This window comes from Alteraurantiacibacter lauratis, from assembly GCF_037154155.1.
GTDB lineage: Bacteria > Pseudomonadota > Alphaproteobacteria > Sphingomonadales > Sphingomonadaceae > Alteraurantiacibacter > Alteraurantiacibacter lauratis.
Map to the genome: position 1 here is coordinate 244124 of NZ_JBANRN010000001.1, position 17635 is coordinate 261758.

The window sequence follows — 17635 nt, forward strand, 5'->3', positions numbered from 1 at the left end:
ATGGCCATCGAACTGAAAATGCCCGCTCTCTCCCCCACGATGGAGGAAGGCACGCTGGCCAAGTGGCTGGTGAAGGAAGGCGACAGCGTTTCCGCAGGCGATGTGCTGGCCGAGATCGAGACCGACAAGGCCACGATGGAGTTTGAAAGCATCGATGAAGGCGTGATCGGCAAGATCCTCGTGCCCGAAGGTTCCGAGAATGTGAAAGTCGGCACTGTCATCGCGGTACTGACGGCTGAGGGCGAGGAAGCGCCCGCTTCGGCTCCCGCGGATGCCCCCGCAGCCGAAGCCTCTCCTGCCGAAGCAAAGGGCGAGACTGCACCCCAGCGCCCCGCCGCTGCCGAGCGGCCCGCCGATCCGGAAATCCCCGCCGGCACCAATATGCTCAAGCTGACCGTGCGCGAGGCCCTGCGCGATGCGATGGCCGAGGAAATGCGCCGCGACGAACGCGTCTTTGTGATGGGCGAGGAAGTGGCCGAGTATCAGGGCGCCTACAAGGTCACGCAGGGGCTGCTGGAAGAATTCGGCCCCAAGCGCGTGATTGACACGCCGATCACCGAATATGGCTTTGCCGGGATCGGCACGGGCGCGGCGATGGGCGGTTTGCGCCCCATCGTGGAATTCATGACATTCAACTTCGCCATGCAGGCGATTGACCACATCATCAATTCCGCGGCCAAGACAAATTACATGAGCGGCGGCCAGATGCGTTGCCCGGTGGTGTTTCGCGGACCCAATGGCGCGGCCAGCCGCGTGGCGGCGCAGCACAGCCAGAACTTTGCCCCCTGGTATGCCGCAGTCCCCGGCCTGATCGTGATTGCGCCCTATGACGCATCGGATGCCAAGGGCCTGCTCAAGGCGGCGATCCGATGCGATGATCCGGTGGTGTTTCTGGAAAACGAGCTGGTTTACGGCAACAGCTTCGAGGTCGCCCAGCTGGATGATCACGTTCTGCCCATCGGCAAGGCGCGGATCATGCGCGAAGGCGCGGATGTCACCATCGTGTCCTACAGCATCGGTGTGAAGTTTGCGCTGGAAGCTGCGGAAAAACTGGCCGAAGAAGGCATTGATGCCGAAGTGATCGACCTGCGCACGCTGCGCCCGCTCGACACGGCCACGATCCTGGAAAGCCTGGCAAAGACCAACCGGCTCGTGGTGGCTGAAGAAGGCTGGCCTGCCTGTTCCATCGCATCTGAAGTGATCTCTGTGTGCATGGAGCAGGGCTTTGACCTGCTCGATGCGCCGGTCCTGCGCGTCTGTAACGAGGATGTGCCGCTGCCCTATGCCGCCAATCTGGAAAAGCTGGCGCTGATTGACGCAGCCCGGATTGTCGCGGCGGCCAAGAAGGTGTGTTACCGCGATTGATGGGGCTTGGGGCGAGGCCGAGCACCCTCGCCCCAAACCGCCAGCCTAGCGCGGACTGAAGGCGGTCGAACCAAAGCTTCCGCAATCGGCCTGCTGATCGGGCGAGCTGGGGTCGCGCTGGTATATCTGCGACAGGTCGCGGTCATCGCGCACGGTAAAGCTGGCGTGTGCCTTGATTGTTGCGGGAGCGCCAAAAGGATTGCCGATCAACGGCCGGTAATCATAAGCAATTTCCACGAACATCACCGCTTCATCGGCAAAGGCGATCACTTCCTCGCCCGGCGGCCCCATTCCGGGAAAGTCATCGTCCAGCCCGTCGCCTTCCATACCGTAACTCGAATTGTGCCGCTTGTTTCCCATGCAGCGCTGCCAGTGGATATATTGCTCGTCTACCGTGCCCGGCACCACTTCGAGGCTGCTGAGGATTACCCGGCCCCGGCCATACAGATCGAGATGCTGGCCGGCCTGCAATTCCGCGCCGTAGAACAGATCCTGAATATCGCTTTCATAAATCTTGCGCTGCGTCAGCTGTGACTGTTCGCCAACGCGCGAGGCATTGTCCGCGATCTGCATGGCGAGCTGGTTGATCTGCATCTGCACGATGGCGCGGTTGGCCAGTTCCAGCCCCATCAGGCCCATCCCCAGCAAAGCGGGAAAGATGATCGCGAATTCGGTAGCGGCAAGGCCAGCGGTATCGCGCAGCAGCCGGCGCCAGCGCGTCGCGGTTGCCGCTAAGGGGAGGCGACGCATCATGCGCAGTTCCCCACGCTCGGTTCGCGCGCCTGCTGGCCGTAAGGCTGATTGCGCAGCACGGTGCGCGCCACGGTGGTGATGTTTTCCGGCACCGGCATCAGCTTGTGCACGGGAAACAGCCGATCGTATTCCACCGTGACGATATAGATCACCGCGTCGCGCGCGCCGCCCATGCCGCTTTTCCCGCGATCCTCGTCCCAGATGCCGTTTCCGTTCACATCCTCGAACGGCTCATCATCGTTGCAGCGCCCGTCACCGTTGAGATCGGTGTAGTCTTCGGGGCGTGAGGCATCGGCAAAGTCGGTATAGGCGCGGCGCTGAAACGATATTTCCGCAGATGGCACGATTTTCCGCACCGCATCGCTCACCCGCTGATCGATGACGGTCTGATTTCCTGCCGCGCCTTCAATGGTGGAATCGCGGGCGGCTTTCTGGATCGAGCCTTGGAGCAGCGAGGATGTGTAAACATTGTAGGACAGGTCAAACAGCCCGATCAGCGCGAGCAGCAGCGCGGGTGCCACCAGCGCGAACTCCACCAAGGCAGCGCCCCGCTGGTCGTTCCGCAGGCTGCGCAGCGTCGACAGCGAACAGGTGAGGGATAGATGCTGCGCCATCAGTTGATGATCCGCAAATCGCCCATGCGCCGGGCAATGTCGCTGAATGTCTGTTCCAGTTCCGCGGCGCTGTCGGCCACGAAATAGCGATCGCGCCCCGCGCACTCTTCCATGATGGGGTTGGCCCCACTGCCAAAGCTGATGACCCAGACCTGGATATTGCGCTTTTTCACTTCTTCGCAGGCAAAGCTGAAGCGGCTCTCCACGGTCTGCGTCAGCGTGCGGCTCGAAGTCAGGCGCCAGCGGCGTCGGTCGAGCGGTTCGATCCCGTAACTGGCATAGGACACATCCAGAGGCGCGGTTTCGCCATCGGTCAGATAGATCAGGTGCCGGTTCGTGGGCGACCGACCGCTATCTGCGTTTTCAGCCGCGAAAAGGCCAGTCGGGGACAGCAGCCGTCCGCCCCAGATCATGCCGATATCGTGATAGGTGCTGCCGTTGACGATCAGATTATCGACATAATTCGCCACACTGGCCGCATCCATCTCTGCCAGCTTGCGCGCAGGTGAGGGGCAAACGCTGAAGCCCCACCACCAGGCGTTAACGAATTCATATTGCGAGGTCACGACGCCCGGCGTGAACATCCCCATGCCGTTGGTGCGGATTTCGCGGATGAAGCTCAGCTCGTGCAGCATGGGCCGCCATTGCGTTGCCGGATCATTAGGGTTGGGCACCCGGTCAATATCCAGATCCAACGCACGGTTCAGATCGACATTGTTGTAATCGCTGATCTCGTATGTGTCGCGTTCCTCGATGCAGCCGCGATAGGTGACCGTCACCGGCTGCGGGCTGGACGGAGTGCCGCCAATATTCATCGTGGTGCTGTTCGATGTGCGCAGGAAATCGAGATTGACCGTGGTGCGGGCATAGCGCCAGTCGGCCACTGCCACAGTCTCTGTGCCGGTGACACGAAAAGCCCAGATGAAGCGGTGATCGTTGAAGGTGCGGGCCGTGACCTGAAAGCGGTTGGTATCTACCTGCGTGCAGGTGTAATCGATCCCGCGCTCCAGAATGCGCTGATTGGTCCATCCATCTCCATCCTTCCATTCTGCCTCGATCACATGGATGACGGTATCGGTGGGACAGGTCGTCTGAATGGTCTGCGGGCTGTCGGTAAAGCTTCCGCTGACATAGGTGTAGCGCCCCTCGGTCGTTTCGCGCTCCTCCGTAGTGCCGGCGGCGCGGGCGCGGCGCGATTGATAGGCCCAGCTGTCAACCAGCCATTCGGGGCGCAGCAGATGGCCGACATTCACATTGGTGGCATAGGGCACAAAGCCATAACGGATGCGCGTGCCTATCGGCTTGTTCGCCTCCATCTGCGCATGAAAGCTTTTTACCGTCCTGCGCAGCGCCTGAATCCGGGTTTCGCTGTCACCGGGATTGGTCCACATCATGGAACCCGTTGTGTCGAGCACCAACATGATGTCGGTATTCGCCATGTCGATCTGGGCCGAGCAACTGGCGCTGACTTCCAGCTTGTCGAAGCCGAACACCCCCATGATCGTTGTGGGCACCTCTGCCGTGGCGGTGCCGCTGATTGACAGATCCTCTTCCAGCACCATTGCGAATTGGCGGTTTCGCGAGCCGTAGGCGTCGTTGCGGAAATTGATGTTGAAGAAGCGCTGGCCCGTGTCGGCAACCGCATCAGGCACCGCACCGTTCACCGCCACCTGTGTGCCCAACCGCTTGCGCGCCGCCAGCGTGCCCGCATCGCACGCCTGCTGCAACCGCGTCTGCGCCAGATAGCCGCGCCCCATATCGATGCCGCTGCCAACCAGCGCAAGCAAGGGGACCAAGGCAGCCGCAGCGATCACGATCACATTGCCGCTGGCATCGCCGCGCAGGCGCGCAAGGCCGCCTTGCGCCTTTCGGCACACAGAACGGATCGGCGCAAGCTGGCGCCGCAACGAGGACAGCCGAAGCGTCATGCTGCGCCTTCTAGGGCGGGCAGCGTAAGGGCATCACGAATGAAGATGGTTAATTTGGTGAGGAATCGCGCCAAATCCAATGCAATACCCAGCTAAAGCCATGGTTAGGGCCAGGGCGCGGCAATAATTCGGCAATCAGGTCTTGACCCTGTGCCATCGTCCGGGGGAAGGCGCGCAGGACATGAGCCACGCCGAGGATCTTTCTGCCCTGCCGCTGGGCCTTCGCCTGGCGCTGGCCTATGCCTCCTCTTCCTCCACGCGCGAGGCGATGCTGACGCTGCTGCTGCTCGATCAGCGTCTGGCCGCGATCCTGCGGCAGGGTGGGGAGCCGGTGATTGCGCAGATCAAGCTGGCATGGTGGCGCGACCAGCTGGGTGAAGCGCCTTCGCATTGGCCCGCTGGTGAACCCTTGCTGGAACGGTTGCGAGCATGGCCCGCCGACCCTTCGCGCCTGGTGCCGCTGGTCGATGGGTGGGAAGCGTTGCTGGCGGAGGATCTCACTTTGTCGGCGATGGAACAGTTTGCTGCCGGTCGCGCCGCAGCGTGGACGGCGCTGGGCACTGCGGACGAGGCAGGTGCCATCGGCCGGGCGGCGCGCGATTGGGCGCTGGCCGATCTGGCGCTGCATCTGGGCCAGGATGGCGAGGCAGAGGCTGCGCGCCGCTGGGTGCTGGCCGATCGCGCGCATCCCTTGCGCCTTGGGCGGGGAATGCGGCCGCTTGCCGTTTTGCGTGCACTCAGCCGCCGCGCGCTGGAGCGGGGGGCCGCCGAACTGATCGACGGGCCAGGCGCGCTACTTGTTGCCTTGCGAAGCGGGCTTACGGGCCGCTAACCTCGCGGGCCGGAAAGGGAATCACTATGAACCGCGTGGTGCTGGGGGCGTTTGCCGCGCTAGTGATGGTGGGCCTGAGCCTGTTCTGGCTGCAAGGGCGGGCCGAGGTGGAAGAAGCCGCGCCTCCGCCTGCGCCCGCCTTTTCGGGCCCGGCGGCCGACGAATTGCCCGAAGCGGACATTTCCGGCCTGCGCGGCCCCGCTCCTCCCGAAGTGACCGAACTGACGCGCGAGGAGCAGCGCTTCAACCGCTACGATCGGAACCGCGATAACCGCATCAGCCGCAACGAAATGCTCTCCACCCGCACCCCGGCGTTCCGCGCGCTCGACAAGGACGGCAACAATCTGCTGACCTTCGAGGAATGGGCCGTCACCACCGCCACCCGCTTTGACGGGCTGGATGGCAACGGCGACGGCATTCTCTCGCGGGAGGAATTTGCCCGCGGCGCCCCCACTCCGCGTCCCAGCTCAACCCCGGCCTGCCGCTGCTGATCGGTCAGGCGGTAACGCGTTCAAGACTGGCGAGCCAGATGCCGAAATCGGCCTTTGCCCGCTCGGTATAAGCCTCCTTGCGCGCCTTCTTCTTCACATCGGGCAGGGGCGGGAACAGACCGAAATTGATGTTCATTGGCTGATAGCTTTCCGCCTCGGCATCGCCGGTGACATGCGCAAGCAGCGCGCCCAGCGCGGAAGTGCGCGGCGGCGATGTCCAGTTCACCCCCGCCAGTTCAGCAGCCGCCATCATACCCGCCATCAGGCCCACCGCGCTGCTTTCTACATAGCCTTCGCAGCCCGTCACTTGGCCTGCAAAACGGATATGTTCCGCGCCCTTCAGCCGCAATTGCCGGTCGAGCAACACGGGGGAATTGATGAAAGTGTTGCGGTGCATACCCCCCAGCCGGGCAAATTCGGCGTTCTCCAGCCCCGGAATGGTGCGGAACAGGCGCACCTGCTCGGCATATTTCATCTTGGTCTGGAAGCCGACCATGTTCCACAGCGTGCCCAGCTTGTTGTCCTGCCGCAATTGCACCACGGCATAGGGCCAACGTCCATTGGGATGCTCCGGTGTTGCCCAATGCGGGTTATCGAGGCCGACCGGCTTCATCGGGCCAAAGCGCAGCGTCTCCACGCCACGCTCCGCCATCACTTCAATCGGCATGCAACCTTCGAAATAGGGCGTGTTCGCTTCCCATTCCTTGAACTCGCCCTTTTCGGCATCCAGCAAGCCCTGATGGAAGGCGAGATATTGCTCCTTCGTCATCGGGCAATTGATGTAATCCTTGCCCCCCTTGTCCCAGCGCGCCGCCATCCAGCAGATGTCCATATTGATGCTGTCGCGGTGGACGATGGGGGCGATGGCGTCGAAAAAGGCGAGGCGATCCTTTCCGGTAATCTTCACAATGCTTTGCGCCAGCGAGGGCGCGGTCAGCGGCCCGGTGGCGACGATGGTGAGCCCGCTGGCGGGCAATTCGTCCACCCTTTCGCGCACCACGGTGACATTGGGGTGGCTTTCCAGCGCCTTCTGCACTTCGGCGGAAAACACATCGCGGTCCACCGCCATGGCGCTGCCTGCGGGAACGCGGGCCACTTCGCCTGCCTGCATGATCAGGCTGCCGAGCCGCCGCATTTCGTGGTGCAGCAGGCCGACCGCGTTCCTCTCGTCATCGTCCGAACGGAAGGAATTGGAGCAGACCAGTTCGGCCAGCCCATCGGTCTGGTGCGCGGGCGTCATGTCGCCGCCTCCGCGCATTTCGGAGAGGCGCACCTTCGCCCCGCGCTGCGCCAGTTGCCAGGCCGCTTCGCTGCCCGCGAGGCCGCCGCCAATGATATGCACATCGAAAGTCATGGCTGCCGCTTGCAGCGCGGGCGCGTTCGGGTCAAGACTTTGCCCCATGAGCCGACAAGCCCTTGCCGAAAGACGCCCTTTCCTGCTGCTCAGCGTGGCGGCAGCGCTGGCGTTCTATTACCTGCGCTGGACAGCCTTTCCCGAATTCTATCTGATCCCGGTGAAGGGTGCGGCGGTGGCGATGCTGGCGGTTTACGCCTTTGTCCGCCATTCGGGCCCCGATGCGCGGTTGCTGACCTGGGCGCTGGGCATGGCATCGGCGGGCGATATGGCGATAGAGGTTGATCAGCAGATCGGCGGCCTGCTGTTCTTCGGTTTTCACGTGCTGGCGATGGGCGTGTTCCTGCGCCACCGCCGCCCGGACATGGCGACGACGCAGAAAGCGCTGGCTGCCGCCCTGCTGCTGCTGACCCCGCTGATCGCCTGGCTGCTGGCGGGGGAGATGCAGGTGGCGTTCTACGCTCTGGCGCTGGGCGGCATGGCGGGCAGTGCCTGGGCCAGCAGCTTCCCGCGCTACCGCGTGGGGGCGGGGGCCGTGCTGTTCGTGGTGAGCGACTTGCTCTTATTTGCCCGAATGGGGCCCTTGCAAGGCAGTTTCATGGCCGAAGTCATGATCTGGCCGACCTATTATCTGGGCATATTCCTGATCGCATCGGGCGTGGTCCAGTCCTTGCGCAAGTGGGAGCCGGAACTGCGCGTCGTGAAGTGATGCGAAGATAACGAAATTGACACGGTGTCATGCGCCAAAATCGCCGGAAAATCGTTTTTATTCAATGACCTTTGCAAAAAATGCAAAGTTGACATCCTTGCGCTTCCAAACGCGGGCGGTTCAGATGGCGGACAATGAGCAAGAGCTGCAGGCGCGCTAGGCCAGCGCGGGGTGTGTAGGAAAGGGCAGGTCAGCCGGGGCAGGGCCGGTGGCCCTGCGCTCCGGCGCAACCAGGCCGCTCATCCCCTGCCTTCGTGCGCACCCGCATTGCCGCCAGGGCGTGCCGCTATTTCCGCCGCTACGGCTTCTTCGGCCGCGTTTTCCGGCTCTTCCTCTTCGTCAAGCCGAACCGCGCTCACCACCTGTTCGCCCTCGGCCACGGTGAACAGGCGCACACCTGCGCTGTTGCGGCCGATCACGCGCAGCGTGTCCAGCCCGATGCGGATAAGCTTGGCCTGATCGGTCACCAGCATCAACTGGTCGGCCTGTGTCGCAGGGAAGCTGGCCACCACCGGCCCGTTGCGGGCGATATTGTCGATATTGGTGATCCCTTGCCCGCCGCGACCCGTGCGCCGGTATTCGTAGGCCGAAGACAGCTTGCCATAGCCATTGGCGCAGACGGTGAGGATGAATTGCTCGCGCGCAGCGAGTTCGGCCATGCGTTCGGGCGAGAGCGCGGGTTCGCCTTCCTTCTCGCCCTTCCAGGGTGCGAAGCGGACATATTCCTCACGTTCCTCGCTGGTGGTGCCCACGCGGTGCAGGATCGAGAGGGAAATGACCTCGTCATCGCCCTTTAATGTCATGCCGCGCACGCCGGTGCTGGTCCGGCTGGCAAATTCGCGCACTTCGTCCCCGGCAAAGCGGATCGCCTTGCCCGCGCGGGTGGCGAGCAGCACATCGTCGCTCGGCTCCAGCAGGGCAACGCCGATCAGCTTGTCCTCGCTGCCTTCCTCGAAACGCATGGCGAACTTGCCGTTGCTGGGGATATTTGCGAAGGCATCCATGCTGTTGCGGCGCACATTGCCCTTGGCCGTGGCGAAGACAACGCTCAGCGCGCCCCAGCTTGCCTCGTCCTCTGGCAAGGGAAGCACGGTAGCAATCGTTTCGTCCTTGTCCAGCGCGGGCAGCAGGTTGACGATGGGACGCCCGCGCGTGTTGGGTCCGCCTTCGGGCAGCTTCCACACTTTCAGGCGATAGACTTTGCCCGCGGTAGAGAAGAACAGCACGGGGTTGTGCGTGCTGGTGACGAACATATTCGACACCGCGTCCTCGTCCTTCGTGCTCATGCCGCTGCGACCCTTGCCGCCGCGATGCTGCGCGCGGAAGGTGGATAGCGGGGTGCGCTTGATATAGCCGTCAAGCGTGACGGTGACGACCATCTCGTCCCGCTCGATCAGGTCCTCGTCCTCGATACCGTCCCACGCGGGCGCGATTTCGGACAGGCGAGGGGTGGCGAACAGCTCGCGGATTTCGACCAGTTCGGCGCGCAGCACTTCGTAAAGGCGCGCGCGGTCGCCCAGAATGGCGAGATATTCGGCAATCGCGGTGGCCAGTTGCTTCAGCTCGTCGCCAATTTCGTCGCGGCCAAGGGCAGTCAGCCGGTGCAGGCGCAGGTCGAGAATGGCCTTCACCTGCCGTTCGGACAGGCGATAGGTGCCGCCCGCTTCGTCGGCGGTCGGCTCGATCGCCTCAACCAGCGCGATATATTGCGCGATGTCGCCGATGGGCCATTCCTTTGCCATCAGCTTGGCGCGGGCTTCGGCCGGATTGGGCGAGGAGCGGATCATCGCCACCACCTCGTCGAGGTTCGACACCGCCACCACCAGGCCCAGCAAGATGTGGGCACGATCGCGCGCCTTGGCGAGTTCGAACTTGGTGCGGCGGGTAATCACCTGCTCGCGGAAAGTGATGAAGGACTGGATGATGTCGCGCAGCGAGAGCGTTTCGGGCCTGCCGCCGCGAATGGCGAGCATATTGGCGGGGAAACTCGCCTGCGCCGGGGTGTAGCGCCAGATCTGGTTGAGCACGACTTCGGGCGAGGCGTCGCGCTTCAGATCCACCACCACGCGCACGCCTTCGCGGCTCGATTCGTCGCGGATGTCCGAAATGCCTTCGATCCGCTTGTCCTTGGCCGCCTCCGCGATCTTTTCGACCAGCGCCGACTTGCCGACCTGAAACGGGATCGAGGTGAGCACGATCGACCGGCGGTCGCCCCGGCCCGTTTCGATCTCGTGCCGGGCGCGCATCAGGATGGAACCGCGGCCAGTGGTATAGGCACTGCGCGCACCGCTCTGCCCCAGGATCAGCGGGGCGGTGGGGAAATCGGGGCCGGGGATGAACTGCATCAGCTCTTCCGAGGTAATCCCCGGATTGTCGAGAAAGCCAAGGCAGCCGTCGATCACTTCGCCCAGATTGTGCGGCGGAATATTGGTCGCCATGCCCACGGCAATGCCGCCCGCGCCGTTGACCAGCAGGTTCGGGAATCGGGCGGGGAGAACCGAAGGCTCCTGCCGCGAGCCGTCATAATTGTCGACGAAATCGACCGTGTCCTTGTCCAGATCGTCGAGCAGGTAATTGGCCACGCGCGCCAGCCGCGCTTCGGTATAACGCATCGAGGCGGGCGGATCGGGGTCCATGCTGCCGAAATTGCCCTGACCGTCGATCAGCGGCACGCGCATCGACCAGTCCTGCGTCATGCGGGCCAGCGCATCGTAGATCGCGCTGTCGCCGTGCGGGTGGTAGTTACCCATCACGTCGCCCACGATCTTGGCGCTCTTGCGGTAGGGGCGCCCGGCAACAAAGCCGCCTTCCTGGCTGGCGTAAAGGATGCGGCGGTGCACCGGCTTCAACCCGTCGCGCACATCGGGCAGCGCGCGCGCCACGATCACGCTCATCGCGTAATCGAGATAGCTCGATTTCATTTCATCGACGATGTCGATGCGTTCATACTCGCCGGGGCCCGGCGTCAGGATATCAGTTTCGTCGCTCACCTGCGGATATCGCCCGTTGTTTTCGTGATTGGGAATAGGCCGGCAAGACCCTAGGCCAAGGGGCAGGGTAAGGCCAGCGGAAGCGGCTGTTCGAGCGGCCGCTAGGCAGTCTTATCCACATTTGGGAACCCGATGATGAACGCGAGGGTTGCGCAGGTGTTCAATCGCCATTCAGTCCATTGGCCGTAACACGCATTTGCAATCCGGCGCATTCCATTGCAGTAGCCCCGGAAATCAGAATACGGGATAAGACAGCTCCATTTCCATCCCCCCACTCGGTTCCCGGTTCGGCGTATCGGCCGGGGATTTATCAGGAGAGTTGATTGATGCTTCGCCACTCCAGCAGCACCGCGCTGACATTCAGGAAAAAGGGCCTCGCCTCGGCACTTGCCATGGCAGTTGCCCTTGCCGGCGGCACCATGGCCGTGTCTTCGGTGCTGGTCGCCCCTGCTGCCGCGCAATCCTACAGCCGCAATTTCGTCTCGGTCTATCAACCGGTTGCCAATGTCGTGAACGCCGATGGCGGCGATATCTCTTCGGTAGCTGGGCAGTTCCCCGCGATCATCGCGGCATCGGTATCGGCGGATGAGCAACTGGCCACGGGCAGCCTGCTGCTGCAGGCCGGCATCAAGGCGAGCAATCCCGCCTGGCAGCGCCAGGGTCTGGAAATGCAGGTAAACAGCGGAAAGCTGGCCCCTGACACCGCGGCGGAATTCAACTATTTCATCGGGCGCCTTGCGTTTGATGCGCGCGATTATGCAGGTGCACGCGCCTCACTCGGACGTGCGGCGGCTGCGGGGTATTCGGCCCCCGATCTGGAGGGCATCATCGCCGACACATATTACCAGTCCGGCGATGTGCCTTCGGGCCTTTCCTATGTTCGTGAGCAGGTGGCGAGGAACGCAGCTGCCGGGCGGCAGACCCCCGAACCCCTGCTGCTGCGCGCGCTGCAAGCCGCGTACACGGCACGCCTCAATGCCGAATCGATCGACGCTTCCGAAATGCTCGTGAAGGCGCACCCGACGCGCGACAACTGGCTGCGCGCCTTGCAGGTCGCGATGTCGATTGGCGATTTCGACGACGGCGCGCGGCTTGATCTGCTCCGCCTCATGCGCGTCACCAACACGCTGACCGAACGCGGTGAATATGTCGCCTATATCGAAAGCGCTGATCCGCGGATCATGTCCAACGAACTGGACGGTGTGCTGACGGCGGCGGCGGATGCCGGCCTCATCTCGCGTTCGGACGAGTATTACGAGGAAGTGCGCGCGATCATTGCCAGCCGCATGGCCGGCGACCGCGCCGACGCGCCCGATCTGGTGGCCGATGCCCGCCGGGCCGCCACCGGGCGCGATGCGCTCGCAGCAGGCGATGTGCTCTATTCGCTCAGCGATTATGCGGGTGCCGAGGAAATGTATGCGCTGGCGATCCAGAAAGGCGGGGTGGACAACAACACTGTCCTGACCCGTCTGGGCATGATGCAGGCGTGGCAAGGCAAGGCTGACGAAGCGCAGGCCACGCTGTCGCAGGTGAGCGGCGAGCGCGCGATTGTGGCCCGGATGTGGGCCGCCTACGCCGCCACGCGCGGCTAACCGCCGCGGACGCACAGGCGGGACATAAGAACGGCGCGCAACCGCGGGGTGGCGCGCCGTTTTTCGTGATGCGGTTCAATTAGACGTTGAACTTGAACAGCATGACATCGCCATCCTGCACAAGGTATTCCTTGCCTTCCTGGCGCAGCTTGCCCGCCTCGCGTGCACCGGCCTCGCCCTTCAACGCGACATAATCGTCATAGGCGATCGTCTCGGCACGGATGAAGCCCTTCTCGAAATCGGTATGGATTTCGCCCGCTGCCTGCGGAGCCTTGGCGCCGGCCGGAAATGTCCAGGCACGCGCTTCCTTCGGCCCGGCGGTGAAGAAGGTGCGCAGCCCCAGCAATTCGTAACCGGCACGGATCACGCGGGCGAGGCCGGTTTCTTCCAGCCCCAGCTCGGCCAGGAACAATTGCCGCTCCTCCGGCTCCATTCCCACCAGTTCGGCCTCGATTGCGGCAGAGACGACGACCGCCTGCGCACTTTCGGCCTTGGCCTTCTCGAACACCTTGGCTGACAGGGCATTGCCATTGGCCGCGTCAGCTTCGGCCACGTTGCAGACATAAAGCACGGGCTTGGCGGTGAGCAACTGCGCCTGCCTGAACAGCCGCGCTTCCTCGTCATCCTTCGGCTCGGTCAGCCGCGCGGCCTTGCCCTCGCGCAGCAATTCCAGCGCCTGGCCCAGCACACTGGCCAGCGCCTTGGCTTCCTTGTCACCAGAGGTGGCGCGCTTGGCCGCTGCAGGCACGCGCTTTTCGAGGCTTTCGAGATCGGCAAGCATCAGTTCGGTTTCGACCACTTCAGCATCCGCAATCGGATCGACCTTGTTGGCGACATGCTGGATGTCGTCGTCCTCGAAACAGCGCAGCACGTGGACGATGGCGTCCACTTCCCGAATATTGCCAAGGAACTGGTTGCCCAGGCCTTCGCCCTTGCTGGCGCCGCGCACCAATCCGGCAATATCGACAAAGCCGAGCTGCGTCGGGATGACCTTCGCGCTGCCGGCAATGGCCGCAATCTTGTCCAGCCGTGGATCGGGCACCGCGACTTGCCCTACATTCGGCTCGATCGTGCAGAACGGATAATTCGCAGCCTGTGCCGCCTGCGTTTCGGTCAGCGCGTTGAACAGGGTGGATTTGCCGACATTGGGCAGTCCCACGATCCCGCAGCGGAATCCCATGTTTCGTGTCCTTCAATTGGGAGAAGGCCGCGCCTTAGAGCGGGCGGGCGGGAAGGGCAATCCTGCTTGCGTGGCCGCCACAACGGGTTCGGGCGGGCATTCCCGATGGAATACCCGCCCGCGAAGACACCGGAAAACCGGCGAATGGGGTGCAGCGCTTACGCGGCGCGGCGACGGCGACGGCGCGCCACGGCGAGGCCCGCCAGGCCGAGGCCGAACATGCCCAGCATGCCGGGTTCGGGAACCTGCGTGCCGCTGGTGGTGCTGGTGCCGCCCGAAGTCGACGAGGAAGTGCTGGTCGAGGTCGAGGTCGACGAGGAGGTCGAAGTCGACGAGGAAGTCGAGGTGCTGCCGGTGCACTTCGTCTTGCAGGTGCTGCCCGACGTGCTCCACCAGAAGGTAGCGGAGGCCGGGACGGACCAGGTGGCCACCGAAGCGAGGGCCAGGGCGATGGCGGTCTTCTTGATCATGAACTTTCCCCTGCGATTTGAAACAAGTGGTTACCAAAACAGACGGGAACCTTCTCGCAAAGGCCGTGCCAATCGTGGATTTCTGCGGGTTTGGCTGGTTAACGCATCGGGGTGCGGTTTGGACATGTCAAGAATACCGACACGATTGGGCGGCCTTTACCCTTGTTGGCGCAAGGCCACATCGCTCATGAAGCGGGCATCGTCACCTGCCGCCAGCCAATGCGCCTCGGCACCGATGGCGCCCAGCATTTCGATCAGATCGTCCTGTTCGGCCTTGGCGTAATTGCCCAGCACCCAGCCATGCACCCGGTCTTTGTGCCCCGGATGGCCGATACCGATGCGCACGCGGCGAAAATCGGGGCCGATATGCGCATCGATCGAGCGCAGACCGTTATGGCCGGCCGTGCCGCCGCCACGCTTCACCTTCACCTTGAAAGGCGCAAGGTCGAGTTCGTCATGAAAGACGGTGAGAGCGTCCGGCCCAAGCTTGTAGAACCGCAGCGCCTCGCCCACGGCGCGGCCGCTTTCGTTCATGAAAGTGGCGGGTTTCAACAGCAGGACCTTTTCGGTGCCGATGCGCCCTTCCTGCACCCAACCCTGGAACTTCTTCTGCACCGGGCCAAAGCCATGCATGTCTGCCAGCACGTCGAGCGCCATGAAGCCGACATTGTGCCGGTGCATGGCGTAAGCGGGGCCGGGATTGCCGAGGCCGGTCCAGATCTGCATGGCGGGTTGTATTCCCGTTCCGGCGTTAAAAGGAAAGGGGCCGGCATTGCTGCCAGCCCCCTTTATCCTGTGTGAGGCAGGCGGAAGGGACCGCCTGCCGGTGATCAGGCTTCGGCCTCCGCTTCGTCGGCGGCGTTATCCTGACTTTTCAGGCCCGACGGCGCAACCACGGTGGCGATGGTGAAATCGCGGTCGGTGATGGCGCTGGCGCTGCCCTTGGGCAGGGTGACATTGCTGATGTGAATCGAATCGCCGACATCAAGGCCGGTCACGTCGATCTGGATCTCGCTGGGGATCGTGTCCGCATCGCAGATCAGTTCGAGCTCGTGGCGAACGATGTTCAGCACCGCGCCGCGCTTGAGGCCGGGGCTCTTTTCCTCGTTGATGAACACCACGGGAACCTGAACATCCACCTTGGCGTCCTTGGCCAGGCGCAGGAAATCGGCGTGCACCGGACGGTCGGTAACCGGGTGAAGCGTCACGTCCTTGGCCTGTGTGCGGATGGTCTTGCCATCCAGCTCGATCATGATGAGCGAGTTCATGAAATGCCCGGTCATAAGCTGCTTCATCAGCAGCTTTTCTTCCACGTGGATCGTGGTGGGTTCTTCTTTGCCGCCATAGATGACGGCAGGTACACGGCCTTCGCGACGCAGTGCACGGGAGGCTCCCTTGCCAGCCCGTTCGCGCAGCTCGGCCGGCAGAGTAAGAGCGTCGCTCATAACACAAGCCTTTCGAATGCGAGTTGGTTATCCGCCCGCCACGCCTCCAGGGATGACCATGACAGGGGAGCGCCGCGCATAGCAGGAAGCGGTGCAAATGCAACTATTGGATGCGGCGCACCGCATATCCGCGCGCGGCGAGCAGCGCCGGAAGGCCCGCTTCCCCCAGCATATGCGCTGCGCCTACCGCCACGAAGGGATGTCGGCCATCGTCGATCAGGGGCACAAGCCGTTCGATCCAGGCGCGGTTGCGGCCATCCATCAGCGCGGCGCGCAGTTCCGGATCGCCCAATATCCCTGCCTGCGCCAATGCCTCCAACGCTTCCATGTCGCCCGTCAGCCAATGCACCAGACCCAATGCCGGATCGGGCGCGGACGCCTCGCGCGCCACGGCGAGCAGCAGGTCGGATTGTTCGGACGCGGGCAGCGCATCGAACAGCGCGAATTGCGCCTCGTAGCTTTCCAGCCCTTCCACCGGCTTGCCGCGCGCGAGCAATTGCCGGTCGACCCCGCGTTCGGGATCGCCGATGCGCAGGCCGCCTGCCAGCACCATGGCGGCGGCCCAGCTCTTCATCTCGGCATAATCCCCTTCGCGCGCGCCCGCTTTTTCGAGCAAGCCTTCCACTTCGGCCCGCCTGTTTGCTGGCACACGGCGCATCAGAGGGGGAAGGCCGGAGCTGTAGGCGCGGCGCTGAAACGCTGCAAAGGACTGGGCCGTATCGCCAAGGTCGGCGATTTCGACCACCAGCAGGCCGGCTTGGGAAAAGGCGGCGTCGACCGCATCGCTGCGCCATTCGACCCCTTCGGGCAGTGAATGAACCGTGCCGAACAGCCAGGCGCGCTCCCCTCCCGGTGCGGCAACCTCCCACAGCGCCGGGGCAGGCGGGGGCCAAGCCCGATCCGCCGCCGCGTCCGTCCCGCCGCAGGCGCTGAGCCACAGCGCCGCTACAAGCGCGAGGGCGAGGCGACGCAGGGCGCTCATTTCCAGATGCGCACCACGCGATGCCCACGGGTCTGCAACTGGTCCTGCACGCTTCCTGGACCGGCCAGATGCCCTGCTCCCACGGCAATGAACACGGTGCCGGGCTGCTCCAGGCGGTTCTCGATCCAGTTGACCCAATTGGAATTGCGCTGCACCAGCAGGCGGTTGTAGAGATAATCGTCGGTCATTTCGCTGTTCATGATGGTGGCCAGCTTTTCGGCATCGCCCTCCAGCCAGACCGCCACCATTTCGTCGATCATCGGCACGACATTGTCTATCCCGTCCACCGTCAGGTCGAGATAGGTGAGCTGGTAATCGCGCTCCAGCCCGGCGAAGATGCTGATTTGTTCCTCGATCGTTTCCAGATGCGTGCGCGCCTTTCCGCCCGCCCGCGCGGCCAGCGCCATTTCCACGCCAGCGGCCGGATTATATCCCGCCTGCAGCAGCGGCAACACGCTGAGATTGAGCGCGGCAAACCACGGCTGATAGGAATCGAACGCTTCCACCGGCAGGCCCAGACCGGTCAGGGCCGTATCGTATCTGGAGCGGCTTTGCTCGGACATCAGACCGCGCAGGCCACGCGGATCATCGAGCGCGGCAGCGCTGGCGACATAGCCTGCCATCGCGGCCTGGTCGCTCACATCAACCTCGGTCACGAGTTCGTCCGAAGCGTTGAAGGCGGCGGCGATCCGCGCGTCATACCAGTCCACCCCGTCGGGCAGCACGTGTACCGTGCCGAACAGGTAGATCGTGGTGTCCGCATCGCCCAGGCGCCAGAGCGCAGGGGCAGGGGCGGCATCAGCCGGGCGCACATCCTCTGCAAGGGCATCGGCGGGCGTGGCACAGGCAGCCAGAAGGGCAAAGGGGGCAAGGGCAGCGGCAAGGATGGGCTTCAGGCGCATGGTGGTGGCTCCAAGGGGGAGGCGGAGT

At 63.5% G+C, this 17635-nt stretch carries 16 protein-coding genes; 5 read left to right on the top strand and 11 right to left on the bottom strand.

The features are described from left to right. Entirely contained in the window at positions 1-1365 is a 1365-nt protein-coding gene (locus WFP39_RS01135; RefSeq protein ID WP_336917271.1) for a pyruvate dehydrogenase complex E1 component subunit beta, read from the top strand. A gap of 45 nt (positions 1366-1410) precedes the next feature. Here the strand turns inward: WFP39_RS01135 and WFP39_RS01140 are convergent, their stop codons facing one another. From WFP39_RS01140 to WFP39_RS01150, 3 genes are read right to left on the bottom strand one after another with little or no spacing between them, the layout of a single operon-like run. Continuing rightward, positions 1411-2118 (bottom strand): TadE/TadG family type IV pilus assembly protein, encoded by a 708-nt coding sequence (locus tag WFP39_RS01140; protein ID WP_336917273.1) that lies wholly within the window; start codon positions 2116-2118, stop codon positions 1411-1413. Beyond that, positions 2115-2732, bottom strand: coding sequence for a TadE/TadG family type IV pilus assembly protein (locus WFP39_RS01145; protein ID WP_336917274.1), 618 nt, complete (start codon positions 2730-2732; stop codon positions 2115-2117). The genes WFP39_RS01140 and WFP39_RS01145 overlap by 4 nt, the downstream gene beginning before the upstream one ends. Further along, positions 2732-4660 (bottom strand): Tad domain-containing protein, encoded by a 1929-nt coding sequence (locus tag WFP39_RS01150; RefSeq protein ID WP_336917275.1) that lies wholly within the window; start codon positions 4658-4660, stop codon positions 2732-2734. The genes WFP39_RS01145 and WFP39_RS01150 overlap by 1 nt, the downstream gene beginning before the upstream one ends. 181 nt (positions 4661-4841) lie before the next feature. Here WFP39_RS01150 and WFP39_RS01155 point away from each other — a divergent pair, with 181 nt between their 5' ends. Both WFP39_RS01155 and WFP39_RS01160 read left to right on the top strand, forming a co-directional pair. After that, positions 4842-5492, top strand: a complete 651-nt coding sequence (locus tag WFP39_RS01155; protein WP_336917276.1) for a hypothetical protein — start codon at positions 4842-4844, stop codon at positions 5490-5492. Between the two features lie 26 nt (positions 5493-5518). Next, positions 5519-5983, top strand: coding sequence for an EF-hand domain-containing protein (locus WFP39_RS01160; RefSeq protein ID WP_336917277.1), 465 nt, complete (start codon positions 5519-5521; stop codon positions 5981-5983). A gap of 4 nt (positions 5984-5987) precedes the next feature. Here the strand turns inward: WFP39_RS01160 and trmFO are convergent, their stop codons facing one another. Beyond that, complete coding sequence (gene trmFO / locus WFP39_RS01165) at positions 5988-7337, bottom strand: methylenetetrahydrofolate--tRNA-(uracil(54)-C(5))-methyltransferase (FADH(2)-oxidizing) TrmFO (protein WP_336917278.1); 1350 nt, start codon at positions 7335-7337, stop codon at positions 5988-5990. A 46-nt stretch (positions 7338-7383) separates the two neighbouring features. Here trmFO and WFP39_RS01170 point away from each other — a divergent pair, with 46 nt between their 5' ends. Continuing rightward, entirely contained in the window at positions 7384-8046 is a 663-nt protein-coding gene (locus tag WFP39_RS01170; protein ID WP_336917280.1) for a lysoplasmalogenase family protein, read from the top strand. A 239-nt stretch (positions 8047-8285) separates the two neighbouring features. Here the strand turns inward: WFP39_RS01170 and gyrA are convergent, their stop codons facing one another. Then, positions 8286-11036 carry a DNA gyrase subunit A gene (gene gyrA, locus WFP39_RS01175; RefSeq protein ID WP_336917281.1) on the bottom strand — a complete coding sequence of 917 codons (2751 nt, stop codon included), beginning with the start codon at positions 11034-11036 and terminating at the stop codon, positions 8286-8288. Between the two features lie 326 nt (positions 11037-11362). Here gyrA and WFP39_RS01180 point away from each other — a divergent pair, with 326 nt between their 5' ends. Beyond that, entirely contained in the window at positions 11363-12628 is a 1266-nt protein-coding gene (locus WFP39_RS01180) for a hypothetical protein (RefSeq protein ID WP_336917282.1), read from the top strand. 79 nt (positions 12629-12707) lie between these two features. Here the strand turns inward: WFP39_RS01180 and ychF are convergent, their stop codons facing one another. From ychF to WFP39_RS01210, 6 genes are all read right to left on the bottom strand, one after another. After that, entirely contained in the window at positions 12708-13808 is a 1101-nt protein-coding gene (gene ychF, locus WFP39_RS01185; RefSeq protein WP_336917283.1) for a redox-regulated ATPase YchF, read from the bottom strand. Positions 13809-13966: 158 nt separating this feature from the next. Then, a complete protein-coding gene (locus tag WFP39_RS01190) occupies positions 13967-14278 on the bottom strand; it encodes a PEP-CTERM sorting domain-containing protein (protein WP_336917285.1) in 312 nt (103 codons plus the stop codon). Positions 14279-14434: 156 nt separating this feature from the next. Next, complete coding sequence (gene pth, locus WFP39_RS01195; RefSeq protein ID WP_336917287.1) at positions 14435-15004, bottom strand: aminoacyl-tRNA hydrolase; 570 nt, start codon at positions 15002-15004, stop codon at positions 14435-14437. A gap of 104 nt (positions 15005-15108) precedes the next feature. Continuing rightward, positions 15109-15723, bottom strand: a complete 615-nt coding sequence (locus WFP39_RS01200; RefSeq protein WP_336917289.1) for a 50S ribosomal protein L25/general stress protein Ctc — start codon at positions 15721-15723, stop codon at positions 15109-15111. Between the two features lie 103 nt (positions 15724-15826). Then, on the bottom strand, positions 15827-16705 hold the full coding sequence (locus WFP39_RS01205) for a TraB/GumN family protein (RefSeq protein ID WP_336917290.1): 879 nt from the start codon (positions 16703-16705) through the stop codon (positions 15827-15829). Next, the gene (locus WFP39_RS01210; RefSeq protein WP_336917291.1) at positions 16702-17607 is read right to left on the bottom strand and encodes a TraB/GumN family protein; all 906 of its coding nucleotides are present in this window, start codon (positions 17605-17607) and stop codon (positions 16702-16704) included. Before WFP39_RS01210 ends, WFP39_RS01205 begins: the two co-directional genes overlap by 4 nt. Between the last annotated feature and the right edge of the window lie 28 nt (positions 17608-17635).